Source organism: Jannaschia sp. R86511 (assembly GCF_042466345.1).
In the GTDB taxonomy this organism is placed as follows: domain Bacteria; phylum Actinomycetota; class Actinomycetes; order Actinomycetales; family JBBAYJ01; genus Aquipuribacter.
On record NZ_JAXHCD010000001.1, the window covers coordinates 165,050 to 187,385 of the forward strand.

The following is a 22,336-nucleotide window of genomic DNA, read 5'->3' on the forward strand; positions in this document are numbered from 1 at the left end:
GTCGTGGCCGCGACGACCTCGTGCCTACCGTGACCCCGGTACGCCGCGCCGTGGCGACCGGGAGGGCGAACGACGTGACCAGCGACAGGAGCCACCACCCGGGAGCCACCGCGGCGCCCGCCGAGGACCACCCCGACGACCCGACCGCCACCCGGACGACCGCGCCCGGCCGCTGGGCCACGGGCGTTCCGGCCATCGTGTCCTCGGCCGCGCAGGGGGTGCTGCAGGACGGTGCCGACGTCACCGCCCGCACCTGGGCCCGGCTCAACCAGACGTCCGGCTTCGACTGCCCCAGCTGCGCCTGGCCCGACCCCGCGCCCGGCCACCGCAGCCCGTTCGAGTTCTGCGAGTCCGGGGCCAAGGCCGTCGCGCACGAGGCGACCGCACGGACGGTGACACCGGGGTTCCTGGCCCGGCACCCGCTGCGCCTGCTGGCCACCCGGTCGGACTGGTGGCTGGAGAAGCAGGGCCGGCTCACCGAGCCCCTGGTCCGGCGGCCCGGCTCGGACCGTTACGAACCGATCGGCTGGGACGAGGCCCTGGACCTGGTGGCCGACGCGCTGCGCGAGGTCGACCCGGCCGAGGCGGTGTTCTACACGTCCGGGCGCGCCAGCAACGAGGCCGCGTTCGTGCACCAGCTGCTGGCCCGCGGCCTCGGCAGCAACAACCTGCCGGACTGCTCCAACATGTGCCACGAGGCCTCGGGCGTCGCCCTGAACGAGGTGCTCGGCAGCGGCAAGGGCTCGGTCACGCTGGACTCGCTCGAGCACGCCGACCTGGTGCTGCTCGTCGGGCACAACGTGGCCACCAACGCCCCGCGCATGCTGAGCGCGCTGGAGCTGGCCAAGGAGCGCGGCGCGTCCGTGGTGGCGGTCAACCCGCTGCGCGAAGCCGGGCTGCTGCGGTTCAAGAACCCGCAGCGCCCGCTCAAGGCGTTGGGCCACGGCACCGACGTCGCCGACGAGTTCCTGCAGGTCCGCCTGGGCGGGGACCTGGCCCTGTTCCAGCTGCTGGGCAAGCGGATGCTGCAGCGCGAGGCCGCCGCCCCCGGCACGGTCCTGGACACGGAGTTCCTCGACCGGTTCACCAGCGGCCTGGACGCCCACCGCACCCACCTGCTCGGCCTGGACGAGGCCGAGCTGGCCCGGGCGACGGGGCTGGCCGACGACGAGGTCGAGCGGGTGGTCGACCTGCTCTGCGCCTCGCAGCGCACCGTCGTGGTGTGGGCGATGGGCGTCACCCAGCACGTGCACGCCGTGGACACTGTGCAGGAGTTCGTCAACCTGCTGATGCTGCGCGGCATGCTCGGCCGCCACGGCGCGGGGGTGCTGCCGGTGCGCGGGCACAGCAACGTGCAGGGCAACCGCACCGTCGGCATCTCCGAGGCCATGCCCGAGGAGTTCCTGGCCGCCCTGGGCGAGGAGTTCGGCTTCGACCCGCCGCGCGAACCCGGGGTGGACGTCGCCGGCACCCTCGAGGCGCTGCAGGCCGGTCGGGTGCGGGTGTTCGTCGGCCTGGGCGGAAACTTCGTGCGCGCGGTCCCCGACTCCGCCGCGGTCGAGCGGGCCTTCGAGCAGGTGGACCTGACCGTCCAGCTGTCGACCACCCTCAACCGCACCCACGCCCACGGCGGGCGGACCGCCCTGGTCCTGCCGGTCATCGGGCGCACCGAGCGGGACACCCAGGCGGGCCCCGACGGTCGCGGCGCCGACCAGGTCGTCACGGTCGAGGACTCCGAGGGCCGGGTCCACGCCAGCCGCGGCCGGCTCGACCCGCCGTCGCCGCAGGTCCGCAGCGAGACCGCCGTGCTGGCCGGCCTGGCCCGGCGGCTGTTCGTCGGCCCGGACGGCGCCACGCGGCCCGGTCGCCCGCACGCGGACTGGGACTCGCTCGTCGCCGACTACTCCCGTATCCGGTCCCACGTGTCGCGGGTGCTGCCGTCGCTGTTCACCGACTACGAGACGCGGGCGACCGCACCCGGCGGGTTCCTGCTGCCCCACGCGGTCCGCGACGAGCGGCGCTTCGACACCGACGACGGCCGGGCGCACTTCACCGTCCACGAGCTGCAGTACCCGCAGGTGCCCGAGGGCCGGCTGCTGCTGCAGACCATGCGCAGCCACGACCAGTTCAACACCACGGTGTACGGGTACAACGACCGCTACCGGGGCATCAAGGGTGGGCGCAAGGTCGTCCTGGTCCACGCCGACGACCTGGCCGCGCGCGGCCTGGCCGACGGCGACCTGGTCGACCTGGTGAGCGAGTTCCACGACGGCGAGCGCCGCCTGGACGGCCTGCGCGCGGTGGCCTACCCGACCGCCCGCGGCTGCGTCGCGGCCTACTTCCCCGAAGCCAACGTGCTCGTCCCCGCCGGCCACCTGGGCCGCCGCTCCCGCACCCCCGCCAGCAAGTCCGTCGTCGTCCGCCTCGACCGGGCCTGACCCGCCGGCCGGGGCCGCCCGCCTCGCTGGCCCGCCGGCCGGGGTTGGTGAGATCGGCCAAACGACGGCGACTCGCCGCGCCCGCCCGTCAGACGGCGGACCTCACGGGCAGCCACGCCCGGATGCGCGACGGCCGCCGTCACGCGGCGGACCCCGCACCCAGCCGCGCCCGGATGCGCGACACGAGGACCTCGACCGGCCCCCGGAGGTGCTCGGCCAGCACGACGACGACCACCCAGCCCGCCCGTTCGAGGTCCTCACGCCGGCGGTGGTCCGCGGCCCACTGGGACGGCGTGCGGTGGTGGTCGCCGTCGTACTCCACGGCGACACGCGATTCCGGCCACGCCAGGTCGACCCTGGCCACGAACCGCCCCGTCGCGGTCCGGACCACGTGCTGCACCGCCGGCGGCGGCAGGCCCGCGGCGGTGAGGACGACCCGCAGCCTGCTCTCCTGCGGTGACTCGGCGCGCCCGTCCAGCAGGTCCAGCGCGGAGCGGACCAGCGCCGACCCACGACCACCCGGTCGCCCGGCCAGGACCGCGACCAGGTCGTCGCGGTCACCGTGGCCCGCGTGCAGCAGGGCGTCCCCGGTCGCCACCAGATCCGCGGTCGAGGGCCCCAGCGCCGCGAGGTCGCACCAGGCCCGCGGCAACGACGTCACGGGTAGTCCCTCCAGGCGGTACGGCGCCATGGCCTGCGTCGACCGGTGACCCACGAGCCCCCGGTCCACCGGGGTGCTGAGGCCGAACGGCACCGTGACGTGCAGCTGACCGGACACGCCGCGCGGGACCGGTAGCCCGGCCAGCTCGAGGGCGGTCGAGTGACTGAGGCGGCTGCGGGGCGGCACCGCCGAGATCACGGCGGCCCCTCGAGCGCGCAGGTCGTCGGCCCACACGAGCTCCAGGTACCGGTCCCGTACGACCCGGACGAACTCCCCGCTGCGCGTCAGCCGTTCGCGCGAGACCCCCTCCCGCCGCGCCCGTTCCCGGGTCCACACCAGCTGCTCCCACCCCACAGCACCCGAGCCTGCGGCTCGACCGCCCGCCAGGGAGGTCGCTCGGGACCCTGTGGACGACCGACGGCCCCTGTGGACACGTTCCTCACAAAGAGCCCCGTCCCCGACGAGGTCGGCCGGACGACGGCCCCTGACGGCGTGTCCCCGTCAGATGACGGATCTCACCCGCGCCGGAGGGCGGGCAAGGACGACCGAACCGTCGATGCTCGACGACCCCCGCTGGGGCGCCCGCTCGGACGAGATCCGCCGGACGACGGCCTCTGCCGGCGTGTCGCCGTCGGGCGGCCGATCTCGCCCCTCCCCCGCCGCAGTGCTGGGCGCGGTTCCGGGGCAGGGGGCTGGCGGTGGTTGGATGACACGCATGACGCGTCCCGGTTTCGTGCTCGAGGTGGACGACCGCACCCCGCCGCTCGTGGTGCACGAGGGCGAGGGGTTCCGGCTGGAGTCGTTCCCCCGCGGGACCCGCGTGGTCTACCCGCCGGAGAGCCTGCCCGCCGTCCCCGACGTCGACGCCGCGATCGACGAGGCGCTGCGCAACCCGGTCGACTCCGAGCCGCTGCCGAGCCTGCTGTTCGCCGGCATGCGGCTGACGATCGCCTTCGACGACATCAGCATCCCGCTGCCCCCGATGAAGAGCCCGGACATCCGCCAGCGCATCATCGAGGCCGTCCTGGAGATGGCCGCGGCGGCCGGGGTGGACGACGTCGAGCTGGTCAGCGCCAACGCTCTGCACCGCCGCCTCAACCCCGACGAGCTCAAGCACATCGTCGGCGAGCGGGTGTTCCGCAGCTTCTTCCCCCAGGGCGCGCTGTACAACTTCGACGCCGAGGACAAGGAGAACATCGCCACCCTCGGCAAGACGCGCCACGACGAGGACGTCCAGATCCACAAGCGGTCGGCGGAGTCCGACCTGCTGGTCTACGTCAACGTGAACCTGGTGGCGATGGACGGCGGCCACAAGTCCGTCGCGATCGGCCTCGCGCCGTACTCGAGCCTCAAGCACCACCACAACCCGCAGACCATGGTCAACAGCCGGTCGTTCATGGACCACAAGAAGTCGGCGCTGCACTCCAGCGCCTGGCGCATGGGCAAGGTCGTCGCGGAGCACGTCAAGGTGTTCCAGATCGAGACCACGCTCAACAACACGATCTTCCCCGACGCGTACTCGTTCCTGCAGAAGCGCGAGTGGGAGTGGAACATCGCCGACCAGGCCCGCTTCGTCGGCATCCGCCGCGGCATGGCGCTGGCGCCCAAGCGGGTCAAGCACAACGCGTTCCACTCGATGCGCGGCGCCTACGGGCTGACCGGCGTCGTCGCCGGCGAGGTCGAGGCCGTGCACGAGAAGACCATCGCCGCGGTCCACCGTCAGCAGCTCGTCCCGGTGCAGGGCCAGAGCGACGTCATGGTGCTGGGCGTGCCGTTCGTCGGCCCCTACAACGTCGACTCGGTCATGAACCCGATCCTGGCCGCCTGCATGGGGCTGGGCTACTACTTCAACAGCTACCGGGGCCAGCCGGTCGTGCGCCAAGGCGGCGCGGTGATCCTGTACCACCCGGTCGCGCAGGAGTTCAACCAGCTGCACCACCCCTCGTACGTGGACTTCTTCGAGGAGGTCCTGTCCACCTCGACCGACCCGCAGGTCATCGAGAAGCAGTTCGAGGAGCGGTACGCCACCGACCCCTGGTACGTCCACCTGTACCGGACCAGCTACGCCTACCACGGCGTCCACCCGTTCTACATGTGGTACTGGATCGCGCACGCCCTGGACCACCTGGGCAGCGGGCGCAACGTGGTGTGGGTCGGCGGCAACCGCAAGGCCTGCGCCCGGATGGGCTTCCGCGCGGCCTCCACGCTGCAGGACGCGCTGGAGATGGTGTCCGACACCGTCGGCCCGGACCCGTCCATCACCTACCTGCACAACCCGCCGCACCTGGTGGCGGACGTCACGTGAGCCGGACCACGCCCACCTCGTGGGTGCGGGACGGCGTGCGCGACGTCCGCACCGTCGCGCGCGGCTGGCGCTGGGGCGTCGGCCGCAAGGCGCTCGTGCCGCGCTCGGCCGAGCCGTACGTGCCCGCCCGGTCCACCCGGGTCTTCCCGACCCGGTGGGCCCGGACGCCGTTCATGCGCGGCGTGCGCGAGATCGTCCTGGGCGTCGGCATGAACGGGCTGCTGCGCTCGCAGGTGTCGGTGCAGGCGCACGGCCTGGACGTGCTCGACCGCGTCGAGGGACCCGTGGTGTTCGTCGCCAACCACACCTCGCACGTCGACACCCCGCTGATCATGAACACTCTGCCGGCCCGCTGGCGCCGCAAGACGGCCGTGGCGGCGGCGGCGGACTACTTCTTCGACACCTGGTGGCGCGCGGCCGGCTCGGCGGTGCTGTTCAACACGTTCCCGATCGAGCGCCGGGGCGGGTCGCTGTCGAGCACGCCCGGGTACCTGCTCAAGGACGGCTGGTCGATCGTCGTCTACCCCGAGGGCACCCGCTCGCGCGACGGCTGGACCGGGCCCTTCAAGCTGGGCGCGGCGTTCATGGCCACCACCTACGGCGTGCCCGTCGTGCCGATCGCCATCCGCGGCTCGTTCAACGCGATGCCGCACGAGCAGGCCTGGCCCAGCCGCGGCCGCCCGCCGGTCAGCATCCGCTACGGCGAGCCCGTCGTGCCGGTGCCCGACGAGGGCCCACGCGACTTCGGCAAGCGGGTCGAGCGCGCCATGGCCGAGCTGCTCGACGAGGACGGCAGCGACTGGTTCTCGGCGCGGCTGCGCGCCTCGGGCGAGGGCAACGCCCCGACCAGCGGTCCCGACGTGGCTCGCTGGCGGCGGGTCTGGCAGACCAGCCGGGCCCCCCAGCAGCGTGGTCGTCGCACCGTCTGGCACTGAGCGCCGGACGCACGCCCGGCCGGGTGGGACCCTGGGTCCGTGACCCTGGGCCCGCTCGTCCTGACCCCCCGACTGGTCCCGAAGCCCTGGGGCGGCCACCGGCTCGCAGGTCTGGGCCGGGACCTGCCCGAGGGCGTGGCGGTCGGCGAGTCCTGGGACGTCGCCGACCTCGACGCCACGGTCACCGAGGTCCACGACCCGGTGACGCGGGTGGCCCACGGGCCGCACGCCGGTCGCAGCCTGGCCGACCTGGTCGCGTCCGACCGGGACGCGCTGCTGGGCCGGACCGAGCCGACGGCGGCGGGTCGGTTCCCGCTGCTGCTCAAGCACCTGGACGCCCGGGAGCACCTGTCGGTCCAGGTCCACCCGTCGGCGGCGGTGCTCGACCGGCTGCCCGGGGCGCACCTGAAGACCGAGTCCTGGGTGGTCGTGCAGGCCGAGCCGGGGGCGGAGCTGCTGCTGGGGGTCGTCCCCGGCACGACGGCCGACGACGTCGAGGCCGCCATGGGCACCCCGGCGCTGGTGCCGCTGCTGCGCCGGGTGCCGGCCCGGGTCGGGGACGTGCACCACGTGCCCGCGGGGATGCTGCACGCGCTGGGGGCGGGGGTCGTGGTCGCCGAGCCGCAGACCCCCTCGGACACCACCTACCGGGTCTACGACTGGGCCGTCGAGCACGGCCGGGCGCCCCGGGAGCTGCACCGCGAGCAGGCCATGCTCTGCCTGCGGGCCGAGTGGGCCGTCAACCTCGACCCGCCCGCACCCACCACCGGTGACGGGCTGGTGGTCGACACCCCGCACTACCGGATCAGCCGGTCGACGGCGCCGCTGGCGGGTCTGCACCACGTGCCGCAGCGTGACCACCCCCGCGTGGTCGTCGTCGTCACCGGCCGCATGAGCCACGACGCGCTGCCGGCGCCGCTGGGAGCAGGCGGGGTGGTCCTGCTGCCGGCGCACTGGGGAGGCACGTTCCAGGTGGTCGAGGGCACGCGCTGGGTCGACGTCGACCTGGGGTGACGCCGCGGTCCCGGGTCGCGGGTCCCGGGTCGCGGGCCGGGCCGGACGGGCGCACGCTGGGCCCATGCCGCTGGTGGCCGAGGACCGCATCACGCGCACGGGCACCGTGGCCGTCGTCGCCGGGATTGCGGTGTCGGTGCTGCTGGCCCCGCTCGGCGAGCCCTGGCGCACCGGGGTGGCCGGGGCGCTGGCGGTCGGGCTTGTCGCGCTCGGCAGCCCCCACGGGGCGCTGGACCACCTGGTGCTGCTGGCGGGACGACCCCGCCCCGCGGGTCGAACCCCGGTCGGCGCCCACGACGGCACCCACGACGGCACCCACGACGGCTCCGGCGCGGGACGGCTCGCCCGGCTGCTGGCGCGCGTGCGGGACGACCCGTCCGTCGCGGCGCTGCAGGGCATGGGGGCGCGGTTCGTCGTCGGCTACGTCGCCCTGGCGCTGGCGAGCCTGGCCGCGTACCTCGTGGCCCCGCGGCTGGGTTTCGCGCTGTTCCTCGGGCTGAGCGTCGCGCACTTCGCGGCGGGCGAGGCCGGGGTGGCCGTCGAGCGGGGCCTGGCCCGCGGCTGGCGCGACCCGCTGGCGTGGGTGGCCGCGCTCGGCGGCGCCGTGGTGGTGCTGCTGCCGCTGGCGTCCCGGGAGGCCGGGACCGCGCTGGCCGCGGTGGACCCCCGGCTGGCCCCGGTCCTGGCGCCGCTGCCGCTGCTGGCGGACCTGCTGACCGCGGTCGGCGTGGCCGCCGTCCTGGGCTGCGTGGTGGCCGCCGTCCGCGGCGACCACCGGGCCGCGACGGTGGCCACCGAGCTAGCCGCCCTGACCGCGCTGGCCGCGCTGGCCCACCCGCTGCTCGCCTTCGCCGTGTACTTCGCGTTCTGGCACGCGCTGCGCCACCAGGCCCGGCTGGCGCAGGTGCTGCGGCCGGACGGGCGGCCGCGCCCCCGCCACGTGGGGCGACCGCTGACCGAGGTGCTGGACTCCGCCCGGGCCGGGGTGCCCGCCACGGTCGGGGTGCTCGTCGCCGCGCTGGCGGTGGGCCTGACCGGGGCCACGGTCCTGGGAGGTCTGCTCGCCGTGATCTGGGCCCTCACCGTGCCGCACAGCCTGGCCGTGGCGGTGCTCGAGGTGCGCGCCACCCGCTCGCGGCGTGCGTCGGCCGGGGCCGGAACCGCCGTGCCCCCGGTCGCGTCCAACCCGCATGACGAGGAACCTGCTGACGACGACCGCGGCCGTGGCGCTGCTGCTGCTGACCGGGTGCGGGGCTGAGGGCTCGGCCCAGGACGGGGTGAACGGCGCCGCGGGCGCGACCGGCACCTCGACCGGGGGAGGCGCCGCCGGGGCCTGCCTGGCCGGGGCGGCCGACTGCGAGGACTTCCCCACGGGGACCGGCGGGGTCACCTCACAACCCGACGGCTCGGTGCTCGTCGAAGACGCGGTCCGCAACGGCATCGACGGTCCGTTCCTGGTCCGGGGGTGGGCCGTCACCGAGGGGGGCACGACCCGCTTGTGCTCGACCCTGCTGGAGTCCTCGCCCCCGCAGTGCGGGCTGCCCTCGCTCGACGTCGAGCTGGGCGGGGCCGACCTGGCCGGTGACTGGAGCACCGTGGGTGACGTCACATGGTCCGAGGAGGAGGTGACGGTCGAGGGCGAGATCGTCGAGGGCGTGTTCGTGGTGGGAGCCCCCTGACGCAGCCACCGGACCACGCGGACACGTCAGACGGGCTGGTCGAACACCCAGCGCCGCACCCAGGCGTGCATGACGACCGCGGCGGCGGCCCCGACGTTGACCGAGCGGGTCGACCCGAACTGCGTGATGCCGACCAGGTGGCTGCACCCGGCCGCGGCCTGCGGCGACAGGCCCGGGCCCTCGGCGCCGAACAGCAGCACGCACTCCCGGGGCAGCTCCAGGGTCTCCAGCGGCTCGGCCCCGGGCACGTTGTCCACGCCGACCACGGGCAGGCCCTGCCCGGCGGCCCAGTGGTGCAGCGTCGCGGCGTCGGCCTGGTGCCGGACGTCCAGGTAGCGGTCGGTGACCATCGCGCCCCGACGGTTCCAGCGCCGCCGCCCGACCACGTGCACCGAGCGGGCGTTGAAGGCGTTGGCCGTGCGCACGATCGAGCCGATGTTGAAGTCGTGCGCCAGGTTCTCGATCGCCACGTGGAACGGGTGCGAGCGGGCGGCCAGGTCGGCGCGCACGGCGTCGACGCTCCAGCCGCGGTAGCGGTCCTCGACGTTGCGCCGGTCGAGGGCGGGGTCGAGGGCCTCGTGGTCGGGTACGGCCGTCCCGCCGCTGGGCTCCGGCGCGCCGGCGCCGTTCAGAACGACACGTCGGGCCGCGCCCGCACGACCGGGTCGACCGCCTCGAAGTACTCGGCCCGCCCGATCCCGGCCGCGCCCGCGACCAGGTTGCTCGGCACCACCTCGACCTTGGTGTTGAGCGCCCGCACGTTGGCGTTGTAGAGCCGCCGCCCCGCCGCGATCCGGTCCTCGGTGTCCGCCAGCTCGGTCTGCAGCGCGAGGAAGTTCTCGTTGGCGCGCAGCTCGGGGTACGCCTCCGACAGCGCGAAGAGCCTCCCCAGCGCCCCGCTCAGCGCGTTCTCCTCCGCCGCCTGCTCCGCGACCCCCGACCCGGCCCGGGCCGCCACGCTGCGCGCCTGCACGACCTGCTGCAGCACCTCGCGCTCGTGGGCGGCGTAGCCCTTGACGGTCTCGACCAGCGTGGGGATCAGGTCGTGGCGCCGGTGCAGCTCCACGTCGACCTGGCGCCAGGACTCCTGCACCAGGTTCCGGGTGCGGACCAGGCCGTTGTACTGCGCCACGACGTAGACCACGAGCAGCAGCAGGACGACACCGACGACGACGAGGGCGATCTCCATGCCTGGTCCTTCCCGGCCGGGGCCATCGGGCGGTCCCGGGGCCTGGTCCCGAGCCTAGGGGGCGGCCGCGGACCGGGTCAGGAGCGCTGACCGGCGTCACCCGGTTCCCAGCCCGCGTCACGCCAGACGTAGTCCGGCACCGAGTCGACGACCGCGTCGAGCAGGATCAGCCGCTGCTGCAGCTCGACGGCCTCCAGCGAGCCCCGCCACCAGCTGACGAGGACCGGGCCGAGCACCGAGGTGTCGGTCCGCCACTCCACCGGCTCGACGCGGCTGAGGGTCTCCACCAGGCGCGGGTGCAGGATCGAGAACGCGGCCCGGCGGTCGTCGGCCTCGACGGTGTACCGGCGGTTGAACTCGTGGCTCTCGACCTCGATGTCGTCGACGCCGAACGCCTGCGCCACCCGGTGGAACGCGTTCTCGGGCCCGACGTGGACCCGGGGCAGGGCGACCGGCAGGTGGACCGCCGCGACGGCGTAGCGGTACGTCCGGGTGCGGCGGTTCTTGCCGGAGCCCGTCGTCACCTTGTACCGGTAGTCGAAACCCAGCGCGGGCCGGCCGTCCCAGGTCCCGCTGACGACGTTGCCGACCCGACGGCTGCGCCCACGACCGAACGGCTCGCCGGGCAGGAAGCCCACCAGACGCTCGTCGGTGGCCCGCCAGTCCCAGCGGCGCTCGGCCGACCAGACGAGCAGCCGCTCGCGGCGGCGCCGGTCCGCGACGACCGACAGGGCGACCCCGACCAGCACCGCGGCGAGCAGCAGCAGGGCGAGCGCCGGGGCGAACCACTGCCCGTCCACCGTCCCGGTCCCCGGTCAGCCCAGGCCGAGGTCGGCCAGCCCCAGCGCGTAGCGGTACCCCAGGCCGGCCTCGGCGACCTTCGCGGCGGCCACCGTGCCCCGGTCGACGATGACGGCCACCGCGACGACGTCGGCCCCGGCCTCACGCAGCGCCTCGACCGCCGTCAGCACCGAGCCCCCGGTCGTCGAGGTGTCCTCGACGGCCAGCACGCGACGACCCGCGACGTCCGGGCCCTCGATGCGGCGCTGCAGGCCGTGCGCCTTGCCCGCCTTGCGGACCACGAACGCGTCGAGCCGGCGCCCCCGGGCGGCGGCGGTGTGGAGCATGGCCGTGGCCACGGGGTCCGCCCCCAGGGTCAGGCCCCCGACGGCGTCGATCTCGAGGTCGGCCACCAGGTCGAGCATGACCTCGCCGATCAGCGGGGCCACCTCACCGTCCAGGGTCACCCGACGCAGGTCCACGTAGTAGTCGGCGGTCGCCCCGGAGGACAGCGTCACCTCGCCGTGGACCACGGCGCGCTCGGCCACCAGCGCGGCCAGCCGGTTGCGGGCGTCACCGGCCCCCGGGTCGTCGGTGCGGCCGGCGCCGGCGGGCTGCTCGGGGGTGCGGGTGGGCTCGCTCATGCGTCGTCTCCTCGGTGGGTCCCGGTCCGGCGGCGGCCGGCGTTCAGCAGTCTGGCGCGGTAGGTGCCGGCGGGCAGCAGCCCGAGCAGCACCACCAGGGCGCGGTAGCGGCGGCTGGGCACGCTGAGGGCGCGGCCTCGGCGGACGTCGCGCAGGCAGTCCTCGACCAGGTCGTCCGGGTCGAGCCACCAGCCGGAGGACCGGCTGCCGACGTCCATGCCGGCCCGGTCGTGGAACTCGGTGCGGACGAACCCCGGGCACAGCGCGGTCGCGGTCACCCCGGTCCCCACCAGCGTCGCGGCCAGGTGCTCGGTGAACGACGTGCACCAGGCCTTGGCGGCGGAGTAGCTGCCCATCGGCCCGAACCCGGCCACCGAGCTGACGTTGACGATCGCCCCCCGGCCGCGGTCCACCATCCCGGGGGCGGCGGCGTGGGACAGCACGAGCACGGCGGTGGCCAGCACGTCGAGCTGGCGCAGCTCCGCGTCGAGGTCACCCCCGACGAAGCGGCCCTTGACGCCGAAGCCCGCGTTGTTGACCAGCAGGTCGACCGGGCGACCCGCGTCCCGCAGCCGCTCGGCCACCCGCGCCACCTGCTCCCGGTCGGACAGGTCGGCCGGCAGCACCTCGACGGTGACGGCGTAGCGCCCGCGCAGCTCGGCCGCGGTCACCTCCAGCCGGGCCTCGTCGCGGGAGACCAGGACCAGGTCGTGGCCCGACGCGGCCAGGGCGCGGGCGAAGGAGTGGCCGATGCCGGACGTGGGTCCGGTGACCAGCGCCGTCGGGCGGGCCGGCGCGGTGGGGGCGGTGGGTCCTGGGGTCGTGCCGGGTGGGCTGCTCACGGGCGACCACGGTATCGGCGTGGCCTACGGTGGCCGGGTGCGACTGGCCACCTGGAACGTCAACTCCCTCCGCTCCCGGCTCGAGCGGGTGGTCGAGTGGCTCGGCACCGCCGACGTCGACGTCGTCGCCCTGCAGGAGACCAAGGTCGCCGACGACAAGTTCCCGGTGATGGCCTTCGAGGCCGCCGGCTACGAGGTCGCCTACCACGGGCTCAACCAGTGGAACGGGGTCGCCGTCGTGTCCCGCGTCGGGCTGGCCGACGTCGAGGTCGGCTTCCCCGGCGCCCCCGGCTTCGGCGACCCGCTGGTCACCGAGGCCCGGGCGATGGGCGCGACCTGCGGCGGGGTGCGGCTCTGGAGCCTGTACGTGCCCAACGGCCGCACGGTCGCCGACCCCCACTACGCCTACAAGCTGGAGTGGCTGAAGGCGCTGCGGGCGGCCGCGGCGGGCTGGACCGCCGCCGCGCCGGAGCAGCCGTTGGCCCTGGTCGGCGACTGGAACATCGCCCCGACCGACGACGACGTCTGGGACCCGGCGGTGTTCACCGACACCCACGTCACCCCCGCCGAGCGGGCCGCGCTGCAGGGCTTCGTCGACGACGGGTTCCGCGACGTCGTCCTGCCCGTCACGGGCCCGGGCGTCTTCAGCTACTGGGACTACCAGCAGCTGGCCTTCCCCAAGAAGCGCGGCATGCGGATCGACCTGGTGCTGGGCAACGCGGCGTTCGCGGACCGGGTCAGCCACGCGTTCGTCGACCGGGACCAGCGCAAGCCCAAGGGCTCGACCACGGGGCAGGGTCCCAGCGACCACGCCCCGGTCGTCGTCGAGCTGGACGGCGGCGAGGCGTGAGCGAGCCGGCGGCCCGTCCCACCCCGGCCGAGCGTGGTGGCCGCACCGACCTGTCCTACCCCGCGCGCCTGCCGGGCTACCTGGCCAGCGGCGCCCTGGTCGGCTCGGCCGAGGTCGTCCCCGGCGTCTCCGGCGGCACGCTCGCGCTGGTGCTCGGCCTGTACGACCGCATCATCACCGGCGCGGACCACTTCGTGCGCGGTGCGGTCGCGCTGGTGCGTCCCGGCCAGGGCTGGGCCGTGACCCGGGCGGAGATGCGGCAGGTCCACTGGTCGGTCCTGCTGCCCGTGCTGGTCGGCATGGTCGCGGCGGTCGTGCTGGGGGCGGCGGCCATCGAGCCGCTGCTGGAGGACTACCCCGTCGGCATGCGCGGGCTGTTCTTCGGGTTCATCGCCGCCTCGGTCGCCGTGCCGCTGCGGATGGCGGACCGGATGCGCGGCCTGCGGGACTGGGCCGTGCTGGTCGGGGCCGCCGCGTTCGCGTTCCTGCTCACCGGCCTGCCGCCGGCGCAGCAGGCCGAGCCGAACCTGCTGCTGGTCGCCCTGGCTGCGGCCGTCGCGGTCTGCGCGCTCGTCCTGCCCGGCGTGAGCGGGTCGTTCTTCCTGCTGAGCATCGGCCTGTACGACACGACGATCGGCGCGGTGAACGACCGCGACCTCACCTACCTGGGGGTGTTCGCGGTCGGCGCCGTGCTCGGCCTGGGCAGCTTCGTCCGGGTGGTCCGCTGGCTGCTGGAGCACCACCGCCACGTCACCCTGCTGGCGATGGCCGGGCTGATGGTCGGCTCGCTGCGGGCGCTGTGGCCGTGGCAGACCGAGGACCGCGGCCTGCTGGCACCCTCCGGCGGCCTGGAGGGCATCGGCGGCGTGGTCGTCATCGCCGTGCTCGGGGCCATCGTCGTCGGCACGCTGAGCGCACTGGACGCCCGGCTGAGCCGCAAGGCCGAGCTGCAGGACCCCACGCCCTGACGCCGGGCGCCGACGGCCCTGGCCCCGCGGCGGCCGCCCAGCCGGGCGTACCAAGGAGCGACACGACCGCGACCCACGCGGGTCTTGACCCGGCGAGCCCGCGTGTCGTGTCGCTGGTCGGTACGCACATCGGCCCGTGCGCACATCGGCCCGTGCGCACATCGGCCCGTGCGCACATCGGCCCGTGCGCACATCGGCCGCCCAGCACGCGCGGGAGCCCGCGAGCGCAGCTGCGCTCGCGGGCTCCGTGGTGCCGGGGTGCCCGAGGTGCCGAGGGTCAGTCCTCGTCACCCTCGTGGTCGTGGTCGTGCCCGTGGTCGTCCCCGCCGAGGGGACCGGCGAAGCTGAACTCGGGACCGGCGGGGGCCGGGACGAGGAACCGGCCCGGGACCCGGCGACCCTCGACCCCGTTGACGTCCTCCGTGGAGGCCGCGTACCGGAAGACCGCGAATGCGACGGCGTCGGAGTTGACCTCCAGCGCGTGGGCGTCGTAGTTGTCGATGGTGTCGCACACCAGGTGGTAGCAGGGGTCGAACTGGGCGCCCGCGGTCCCGCCCCAGATGTCCTGCTGCTCCTCGGTCTTGACGACCTCGGCCCCGGTGAACAGCCCGCCGGAGGCGATGCCGTTGTTGATGAAGGCCTGGTAGTCGCTGCGACCGCTGAACGCGGAGTCGTCGTAAGGCTCGTCCCGCAGGGTGTAGAAGGACTCGAACGTCGCCTCGATGTCCTCCGAGCCGTCCGGCACGACGACCGGCGCCTCGAAGCTGGACTCGTCGGCGTCGTACACGCCGAAGTAGTAGTTGGGCGAGCCGATCATGTCGAAGTTCAGGTACAGCGCGATCTCGTCGAGCTCGGCCTGCGTGCGCTGGCCGACCCACTCGGTCGAGCCGATCAGACCGAGCTCCTCGGCCCCCCACCACGCGAAGCGCACGGTGTTCTGCGGCTTGGACTTCGCCATCATCTGGGCGACCTCGAGCAGCGCGGCGGAGCCGGAGCCGTTGTCGTTGATGCCGGGCCCGGCCGGCACGGAGTCCAGGTGCGACCCGGCCATGACGACGTTGCCGTCGGTGCGGCCGGCCAGCTCGCCGATGACGTTGTAGGACGTCGCGTCGAAGAAGTCGATGGCCACCCGCGCGGTGGAGCCGGCCTGCGCGAGCGCCTGGCCCGCGGCGAACGTGGTCCCGACCACGGGGATGTCGACCACGTCCTCACCGCCCAGCGTGGGGTTGAGGGCGTTGTTGCGGTCGGCGGCCTCGGTGTCGCCCTGGTTGAAGATCACGACGGCCTCGGCCCCGGCGGCCTCGGCGGCCAGCGCCTTGATGGCGAACGAGCAGCTGCCGCGCTGGACCAGGGCGATGTCGGCCGGGCCCGAGAAGTCCAGGGCCTCGAAGTCCGCCGCCTCGCAGCCGCTGCTGTTGGCCCGCGGCGGGGTCAGGTTGATGTCGACGGGGATCACGGTCCCGGTCACGTCGCCCTCGCCCGTGCCGGTCGCGGCGTTCTGCTGGTAGGTGGCCGCCACGGGGGTCAGCTGCTCCAGCGCCGTCTCGGCCGCGGCGTAGGTGAAGGGCACGACCTCGGCGTCCCAGCCGTAGGACTCGAGCTCGTCGACCACGTAGTCGACGCTGGCCTGGTAGCCCGGCGTCTGCGAGGCACGGTTGCCACCGTTGGCGTCCGCGATGGCCTGGAGCGCCTCCAGGTGCTCGACGACCCCCTCCACCGTGACGCAGTCCAGCAGGTTGCCGTAGGTCAGGTTCGCCCGGTTCTCGCAGGCCCGACCGACCGGTGCGGCGGAGGCGGGCAGCGCGACGACCGAGGCCGCCACCAGCGACCCCGCGGTGACGGCGACGGCGCCGAGCCGCCAGGTGCGTGTGTTCCGATCCATGGACATGGGTTCCTCTCCCTGTGGGTCCCGAGGTCGGAAACGTAGCCCGGAACGCATGAAAGCGTAAGGATCCGCGACCAACCGGGACGAGGGCGGAGGAACTTCAAGTATCAACCGACTGCGGCCGCATCCCTTCGCGGCGTGCGCCCGGTCGCGCCGGTCATGTCCTCCAGCTCCTGACCCTTGGTCTCGCGCACCTGCGTGGCGACGAACAGCCCCGACAGGATGGCGAAGAGCGCGTACCCGCCGTAGGTGAACGACAGGCCCGCGTTCTCCGACAGCCACGGGAACGACGTGCTGACGGCGAAGTTGGCCAGCCACTGCGCGGCGGCGGCGACGGCCAGGGCGGGGGCCCGCAGCCTGTTGGGGAACATCTCGCCCAGCAGGACCCAGACGACGGGACCCCACGAGACACCGAAGCCGACGACGAACACGTTGGCCGCGACCAGGGCCACGGTCGACCACGGCTCGGCCAGGCTGACCTCGTCCCCCGTGCCGGTCGCCTGCGAGAAGCAGACGGCCATGGTCGCCAGCGCGACCGCCATCGACGTGGACCCGATCAGCAGCAGCGGACGGCGGCCGATCCGGTCCACGAGCAGGATCGCGACGATGGTGACGACCACGTTGGTGACCGAGGTGATGACGGTGATGGTCAGCGCGTCGGACTCCTCGAAGCCGACGGAGCGCCACAGCGTCGTGGAGTAGTAGAAGATCACGTTGATCCCGACGAGCTGCTGGAACAGCGACAGGAAGATGCCGACCCAGACGATGGGCTTGAGCCCCAGCCGGTCGCCGGTCAGGTTGCGCAGCCCGACCAGCTTCTCGCCCTTGAGCGAGTTCTTGATGGCGGTGATCCGCTCGCGAGCGTTCTCGCGGCTCATCAGCTTCTGCAGCACGTCCCGGGCCCGGCTCTCCTCGCCGCGGGCCACCAGGAACCGCGGCGACTCCGGGATGGTGAGCGCGAGCAGGCCGTAGGCGACCGCGGGGATGGTCTCGGCGAGGAACATCCAGCGCCAGGCCGTCAGACCGCCCCACAGCTCCTCGGCCGCGCCGCCGGCGGCCCCGGCCAGGAACGCGTCGGACAGCAGCGCGACGAAGATGCCGGTGACGATGGCGAGCTGCTGCAGCGACGCGAGCCGGCCCCGGATCTCGGCCGGCGCGATCTCGGCGATGTAGGCGGGCGCGATGACCGACGCCACCCCGACGCCCAGGCCACCGACGACCCGCCACAGGATCAGGTCCCACACGCCGAAGGCGAGGCCCGAGCCGACCGCGCTGGCCAGGAACAGCACCGCCGCCGCGATCATGACGGGCTGGCGGCCGAACCTGTCCGCGGCGCTGCCGGCGAACCACGCACCCGCGGCGCAGCCCAGCAGCGCGCTGGAGACCGCGAACCCGCTGAGGCCGGCGGACAGCTCGAAGTCCGCGGACATGGCGTCCACGGCGCCGTTGATGACGGCCGTGTCGAACCCGAACAGGAACCCGCCGATCGCGGCGACGACCGAGATCAGGATCGCGTGGGCGGTGTGGTTGCCACCCCCGCCGTGCGCGTCGGACCTCGTACCGCTGCCTGCGCCGTCTGCCGTCGCCATGCTGGGCCTCCACACCCGCGGGCGCCCGTCCCGCACCGCCGCAGGACCCGGCCACGCCGCCTGGGCTGCGGGTACCCCGGGTGGTCGTCGGCCAAACCGGGTCCGTCGTCATCGGTCCGCCCGTAGCGTCCCGACCATGTCCGTCGCGCCACCCCACCCCCAGACGCCCGACCCCTACCTGCCCGGCGGGTGGGGGGCCCCGCCGGCCGCGCGGCCCCCGGTGGACGGCTGGGCCGTGACGGCACTGGTCACGGCCCTGCTCGGACTGGTCCCGGTCGGCCTCGTCACCGCCGTCGCCGGCCTGGTCCGGACCTCGGGCGGCCGTCGCCGCGGGCGCGGGCTGGCGGTCGCGGGGCTGCTGGTCTCGCTGCTGGCCGGGGGGCTGCAGGCCGCGGCCGTCGCCCTGCTCCTGCCCGTGTGGCCCGACGTCCGCGACGGGTTCGCCGACGGGTTCCGCGACGGGTTCGCCGACGCGCCGGACACCGACGGCGCGTCGACCGGGACTTCCGGGGCGGCCGACCCCACGCCGTCCGCGGGGACGACGGAGGAGGAGGTGCCGGCCGAGGAGCTGACGGTCGGCACCTGCTTCGTTGATCCGGAGACCGACGTCTTCTACGACGTCGGCACCGTCCCGTGCGACGTCCCCCACGACGGCGAGGTGATCGCCCTGGTCGAGCTGGAGGACCGGACCTGGCCCGGGGACGACCCCGTCCTCGACGAGGGCTACGACGCGTGCCTGGTCGAGATCACCGACCGGCTGCTGGCGGCCGGCGTGGACCGGGACGACCTGGACCCGTGGGTCTTCACCCCCACCCGCGAGTCGTGGGTGCTGTTCGGCGACCGGCAGGGCACGTGCGTGGTCTACGACCTGGACGGGGACGCCCTGACCGCCCCCGTCCTGCCCTGACCGGGCTCAGACCCCGACCGCGGCCACCGGCAGCACGCTCAGCCCGTCGCGGGTCCCGTCCGGGCCCACCGTGACGTCGACGACGACGGTGTCCCCGTCCGCGACCTGCCCGGCCAGCAGCTCCCGCGCCAGCCGGTCGCCGATCTCGCGCTGCACCAGCCGCCGCAGCGGCCGGGCGCCGTAGGCCGGGTCGTAACCGGTCAGCGCCAGCCACTCCCGCGCGGCGTCGCTGACCTGCAGCGTCAGCCGGCGCTCGGCCAGCCTGCGGGCCAGGGCGTCGACGTGCAGGTCGACGATGCCGCCGAGCTGCTCGATGCTCAGCGGCTCGAAGACGACGATCTCGTCCAGCCGGTTGACGAACTCCGGCTTGAAGGCCCGCCGCACCGCGTCCATCACGGCCGCCCGCCGGTCCTCCGACGACGCCGTGGTGTCCATCAGCGCGACGGAGCCCAGGTTGGAGGTCAGCACCAGGATGACGTTGCGGAAGTCGACCGTGCGCCCCTGGCCGTCGGTCAGGCGCCCGTCGTCCAGCACCTGCAGCAGCACGTCGAACACCTCGGGGTGGGCCTTCTCGACCTCGTCGAGCAGGACCACCGAGTACGGCCGGCGCCGGACGGCCTCGGTCAGCTGGCCGCCGGACTCGTAGCCGACGTACCCGGGGGGCGCCCCGACCAGGCGCGACACCGTGTGCCGCTCGCCGTACTCGCTCATGTCGATGCGGACCATGGCGCGCTCGTCGTCGAACAGGAAGTCCGCCAGCGACTTGGCCAGCTCGGTCTTGCCGACGCCGGTCGGACCCAGGAACAGGAACGACCCGGTCGGCCGGTCGGGGTCGCTGATGCCCGCGCGCGAGCGCCGGACGGCGTCGGACACCGCCCGCACCGCCTCCTCCTGCCCGACCAGGCGCCGGCCGAGGAACTGCTCCATGTGCAGCAGCTTCTCGGTCTCGCCCTCCAGCAGGCGTCCGGTGGGGATACCGGTCCAGGCGGCCACCACCTCGGCGATGTCGTCGGGGCCGACGTTGGCGTTGACCATCCGGTCGGGGTCGCCCGCGGACTGGGCCCCACCGGCCTCGGCGGTCGCCAGCGCCTTCTCGGCCTCGGGGATCTCGCCGTACAGCAGCCGGCTGGCGGTCTCCAGGTCGTTCTCGCGCTGGGCGATCTCGGCCTGCACGGTCAGCTCCTCGATGCGCTGCTTGAGGTCGCCGACCGCGTTGAGGCTGCCCTTCTCCGCGTCCCAGCGCATCTGCAGGGCCGTGAGCCGCTCCTCGGCGTCGGCCAGCTCGGCCTCCAGCCGGCCCAGCCGCTCGACCGAGGCGGCGTCCTGCTCCTTCTGCAGGGCCAGCCGCTCCATCTTCATCCGGTCCACGGCCCGGCGGAGCTCGTCGATCTCCACCGGCGAGGACTGGATCTCCATGTTGAGCCGGGACGCGGCCTCGTCCATCAGGTCGATGGCCTTGTCCGGCAGCTGCCGGCCCGGGATGTAGCGGTCGGACAGCACGGCCGCCGCCACCAGCGCCGCGTCGGAGATGTCGACCTTGTGGTGCGCCTCGTAGCGGCCCTTGAGCCCGCGCAGGATGGCGATGGTGTCCTCGGGGCTGGGCTCGCCCACCAGCACCTGCTGGAACCGCCGCTCGAGCGCGGCGTCCTTCTCGATGTGCTGGCGGTACTCGTCCAGCGTCGTGGCCCCGACCAGGCGCAGGGCGCCCCGGGCCAGCAGCGGCTTGAGCATGTTGGACGCGTCCATCGATCCCTCGGCCGCCCCCGCCCCGACCACGGTGTGCAGCTCGTCGATGAACGTGACGACCTGGCCCTCGGCGGCCTGGATCTCGGCCAGGACGGCCTTGAGCCGCTCCTCGAACTCCCCGCGGTACTTGGCCCCGGCCACCATCGCCCCCAGGTCCAGGGCGACCAGGCGCTTGTCGCGCAAGGAGTCCGGCACGTCGCCGGACACGATGCGCTGGGCCAGGCCCTCGACCACCGCGGTCTTGCCGACCCCGGGCTCGCCGATCAGGACCGGGTTGTTCTTGGTGCGCCGGCTGAGCACCTGCACCACCCGGCGGATCTCGGCGTCGCGGCCGATGACCGGGTCGAGACGGCCCTCGCGGGCGTCGGCGGTCAGGTCGCGGCCGTACTTCTGCAGCGCGTCGAACGTGGCCTCCGGGTCCTCGCTGGTCACCTTGCCGCCGCCGCGCACCCCCGGCAGGGCGGCAAGCAGGCCGTCCCGGGTCACACCCACGTCGTGCAGGGCCTTGCCGGCCGGGCCGGTGTCGGCGGCCAGCGCCAGCAGCAGGTGCTCGGTGGACACGAACGCGTCCTCCAGCGTCCGGGCCTCCTCGCCCGCGGTCGACAGGACCGTGTGGGTGCTGCGGGCGACCCGGGGTTCGGTCACCGACTCCCCCGACGCGCTCGGCAGGGTCTGGACCAGGGCGTCGACCGCGGCCCGCAGCCGGGTCGCGTCGACCCCCAGGGCCTCCAGCAGACCGGCCGGCACCCCGCCGCGGTCGACCAGCAACGCCTGGAGCAGGTGGGCGGGCTCGACGAACGGGTTGCCGCCGGTGGTGGCCCGGTGCACGGCGGTGGACAGCGCCTCCTGGCTCCGGGTGGTCAGCTTCAGGTCCACGGACGGCCTCCTCGGCAGTTGAGTCGAACTGGCTCAATGATGAGAGTTGAGCCGAGTCCAGTCAAGTTCACGGCGGTCTAGTCTCGCGCCATGGCGACCAGCAAGGACCGGACGATCGAGAAGCGGGCCGACGAGGCCGACGAGGTGCGCGACGCGGGCCGCGACGAGGGGGACGAGTTCGAGTCGCGGGCCTGGCTCACCGACATGGACGGCGTCCTGGTCAGCGAGGGCAAGGCGATCGCCGGGGCCGACGACTTCGTGGCCGCGCTGCGCGAGCGGGACTGCCCGTTCCTGGTGCTGACCAACAACTCGATCTGGACCGCCCGGGACCTGTCGGCCCGGCTGCACGGCATGGGCCTGGCGATCCGTGAGGAGGAGATCTGGACCTCGGCGCTGGCCACGGCGACGTTCCTGTCCGACCAGCGGCCGGGGGCCAGCGCCTACGTGGTGGGCGAGGCCGGCCTGACCTCGGCCATGCACGACGCGGGCTTCGTGCTGACCGACACCGCTCCCGACTACGTCGTGCTGGGCGAGACCCGCACGTACTCCTTCGAGGCGATCACCAAGGCCATCCGGCTGATCGAGGGCGGGGCCCGGTTCATCGCCACCAACCCCGACACCACCGGCCCCTCCCCCGAGGGCCCGCTGCCGGCGTGCGGCGCGGTCGCCGAGCTGATCGCCGCGGCCACCGGGCAGCGGCCCTACGTGGTGGGCAAGCCCAACCCGATGATGTTCCGCTACGCCATGAACCTGATCGGCGCCCACTCCGAGTCCACGACCATGGTGGGCGACCGGATGGACACCGACGTGGTGTCCGGCATGGAGGCCGGGCTGCGCACGGTGCTGGTGCTGAGCGGGGTGACCAAGGCCTCCGAGGTCGAGCGGTTCCCGTACCGACCGAGCCTGGTCCGGGGGTCGGTGGCGGAGCTGGTCGAGCTCGTCTGAGCCGTCGGACCGGCCTTGCCCGGCCGTTCCGCTGTGGCGCACGGCACAGACCGGACACTACGGTTCCCCAACCTGCCCAACGC

At 74.2% G+C, this 22,336-nt stretch carries 19 protein-coding genes; 10 read left to right on the forward strand and 9 right to left on the reverse strand.

Annotated features, from left to right (window positions below):
- The first annotated feature begins 74 nt into the window (after positions 1-74).
- On the forward strand, positions 75-2,438 hold the full coding sequence (locus SJY06_RS00825) for an FdhF/YdeP family oxidoreductase (protein ID WP_380163658.1): 2,364 nt from the start codon (positions 75-77) through the stop codon (positions 2,436-2,438).
- A 139-nt stretch (positions 2,439-2,577) separates the two neighbouring features.
- Here the strand turns inward: SJY06_RS00825 and SJY06_RS00830 are convergent, their stop codons facing one another.
- The gene (locus SJY06_RS00830; protein WP_380163660.1) at positions 2,578-3,453 is read right to left on the reverse strand and encodes a DUF559 domain-containing protein; all 876 of its coding nucleotides are present in this window, start codon (positions 3,451-3,453) and stop codon (positions 2,578-2,580) included.
- A 361-nt stretch (positions 3,454-3,814) separates the two neighbouring features.
- Here SJY06_RS00830 and SJY06_RS00835 point away from each other — a divergent pair, with 361 nt between their 5' ends.
- From SJY06_RS00835 to SJY06_RS00855, 5 genes are all read left to right on the forward strand, one after another.
- Positions 3,815-5,404 carry a lactate racemase domain-containing protein gene (locus SJY06_RS00835; RefSeq protein ID WP_380163662.1) on the forward strand — a complete coding sequence of 530 codons (1,590 nt, stop codon included), beginning with the start codon at positions 3,815-3,817 and terminating at the stop codon, positions 5,402-5,404.
- Positions 5,401-6,339, forward strand: a complete 939-nt coding sequence (locus SJY06_RS00840) for a lysophospholipid acyltransferase family protein (RefSeq protein ID WP_380163664.1) — start codon at positions 5,401-5,403, stop codon at positions 6,337-6,339. Before SJY06_RS00835 ends, SJY06_RS00840 begins: the two co-directional genes overlap by 4 nt.
- A gap of 39 nt (positions 6,340-6,378) precedes the next feature.
- The gene (locus SJY06_RS00845; protein WP_380163666.1) at positions 6,379-7,353 is read left to right on the forward strand and encodes a type I phosphomannose isomerase catalytic subunit; all 975 of its coding nucleotides are present in this window, start codon (positions 6,379-6,381) and stop codon (positions 7,351-7,353) included.
- Positions 7,354-7,417: 64 nt separating this feature from the next.
- On the forward strand, positions 7,418-8,611 hold the full coding sequence (locus SJY06_RS00850) for a beta-carotene 15,15'-dioxygenase, Brp/Blh family (RefSeq protein WP_380163668.1): 1,194 nt from the start codon (positions 7,418-7,420) through the stop codon (positions 8,609-8,611).
- A complete protein-coding gene (locus tag SJY06_RS00855; RefSeq protein ID WP_380163670.1) occupies positions 8,544-9,032 on the forward strand; it encodes a hypothetical protein in 489 nt (162 codons plus the stop codon). The genes SJY06_RS00850 and SJY06_RS00855 overlap by 68 nt, the downstream gene beginning before the upstream one ends.
- A 26-nt stretch (positions 9,033-9,058) precedes the next feature.
- On the opposite strand, the gene SJY06_RS00860 is transcribed toward SJY06_RS00855, so the two are convergent.
- The 5 genes from SJY06_RS00860 to SJY06_RS00880 all read right to left on the reverse strand — a co-directional run bounded on the left by SJY06_RS00860 (position 9,059) and on the right by SJY06_RS00880 (position 12,487).
- Positions 9,059-9,541 carry a TrmH family RNA methyltransferase gene (locus tag SJY06_RS00860; protein WP_380163672.1) on the reverse strand — a complete coding sequence of 161 codons (483 nt, stop codon included), beginning with the start codon at positions 9,539-9,541 and terminating at the stop codon, positions 9,059-9,061.
- A 119-nt stretch (positions 9,542-9,660) separates the two neighbouring features.
- The gene (locus SJY06_RS00865; protein ID WP_380163674.1) at positions 9,661-10,221 is read right to left on the reverse strand and encodes a LemA family protein; all 561 of its coding nucleotides are present in this window, start codon (positions 10,219-10,221) and stop codon (positions 9,661-9,663) included.
- A gap of 77 nt (positions 10,222-10,298) precedes the next feature.
- On the reverse strand, positions 10,299-11,021 hold the full coding sequence (locus SJY06_RS00870; protein WP_380163676.1) for a DUF3137 domain-containing protein: 723 nt from the start codon (positions 11,019-11,021) through the stop codon (positions 10,299-10,301).
- A 15-nt stretch (positions 11,022-11,036) separates the two neighbouring features.
- Positions 11,037-11,645 carry an orotate phosphoribosyltransferase gene (gene pyrE, locus SJY06_RS00875; protein WP_380163678.1) on the reverse strand — a complete coding sequence of 203 codons (609 nt, stop codon included), beginning with the start codon at positions 11,643-11,645 and terminating at the stop codon, positions 11,037-11,039.
- Entirely contained in the window at positions 11,642-12,487 is an 846-nt protein-coding gene (locus SJY06_RS00880) for an SDR family NAD(P)-dependent oxidoreductase (RefSeq protein WP_380163680.1), read from the reverse strand. Before SJY06_RS00880 ends, pyrE begins: the two co-directional genes overlap by 4 nt.
- Positions 12,488-12,524: 37 nt before the next feature.
- Between SJY06_RS00880 and SJY06_RS00885 the strand changes: the two genes are divergently transcribed.
- Together SJY06_RS00885 and SJY06_RS00890 are read left to right on the forward strand one after the other, a co-directional pair.
- Entirely contained in the window at positions 12,525-13,337 is an 813-nt protein-coding gene (locus tag SJY06_RS00885; RefSeq protein WP_380163682.1) for an exodeoxyribonuclease III, read from the forward strand.
- Positions 13,334-14,305, forward strand: coding sequence for a DUF368 domain-containing protein (locus SJY06_RS00890; RefSeq protein WP_380163684.1), 972 nt, complete (start codon positions 13,334-13,336; stop codon positions 14,303-14,305). Before SJY06_RS00885 ends, SJY06_RS00890 begins: the two co-directional genes overlap by 4 nt.
- Positions 14,306-14,582: 277 nt before the next feature.
- Here the strand turns inward: SJY06_RS00890 and SJY06_RS00895 are convergent, their stop codons facing one another.
- Positions 14,583-16,187, reverse strand: coding sequence for a M20/M25/M40 family metallo-hydrolase (locus SJY06_RS00895; RefSeq protein WP_380163686.1), 1,605 nt, complete (start codon positions 16,185-16,187; stop codon positions 14,583-14,585).
- 110 nt (positions 16,188-16,297) lie between these two features.
- Entirely contained in the window at positions 16,298-17,779 is a 1,482-nt protein-coding gene (locus tag SJY06_RS00900) for a sugar porter family MFS transporter (RefSeq protein ID WP_380163688.1), read from the reverse strand.
- A gap of 136 nt (positions 17,780-17,915) precedes the next feature.
- Between SJY06_RS00900 and SJY06_RS00905 the strand changes: the two genes are divergently transcribed.
- Positions 17,916-18,686, forward strand: a complete 771-nt coding sequence (locus SJY06_RS00905) for a hypothetical protein (RefSeq protein WP_380163690.1) — start codon at positions 17,916-17,918, stop codon at positions 18,684-18,686.
- 6 nt (positions 18,687-18,692) lie between these two features.
- On the opposite strand, the gene clpB is transcribed toward SJY06_RS00905, so the two are convergent.
- The gene (gene clpB / locus SJY06_RS00910) at positions 18,693-21,308 is read right to left on the reverse strand and encodes an ATP-dependent chaperone ClpB (protein WP_380163692.1); all 2,616 of its coding nucleotides are present in this window, start codon (positions 21,306-21,308) and stop codon (positions 18,693-18,695) included.
- A 90-nt stretch (positions 21,309-21,398) separates the two neighbouring features.
- Here clpB and SJY06_RS00915 point away from each other — a divergent pair, with 90 nt between their 5' ends.
- Positions 21,399-22,253 (forward strand): HAD-IIA family hydrolase, encoded by an 855-nt coding sequence (locus tag SJY06_RS00915; protein WP_380163694.1) that lies wholly within the window; start codon positions 21,399-21,401, stop codon positions 22,251-22,253.
- The last annotated feature ends 83 nt before the right edge of the window (positions 22,254-22,336 follow it).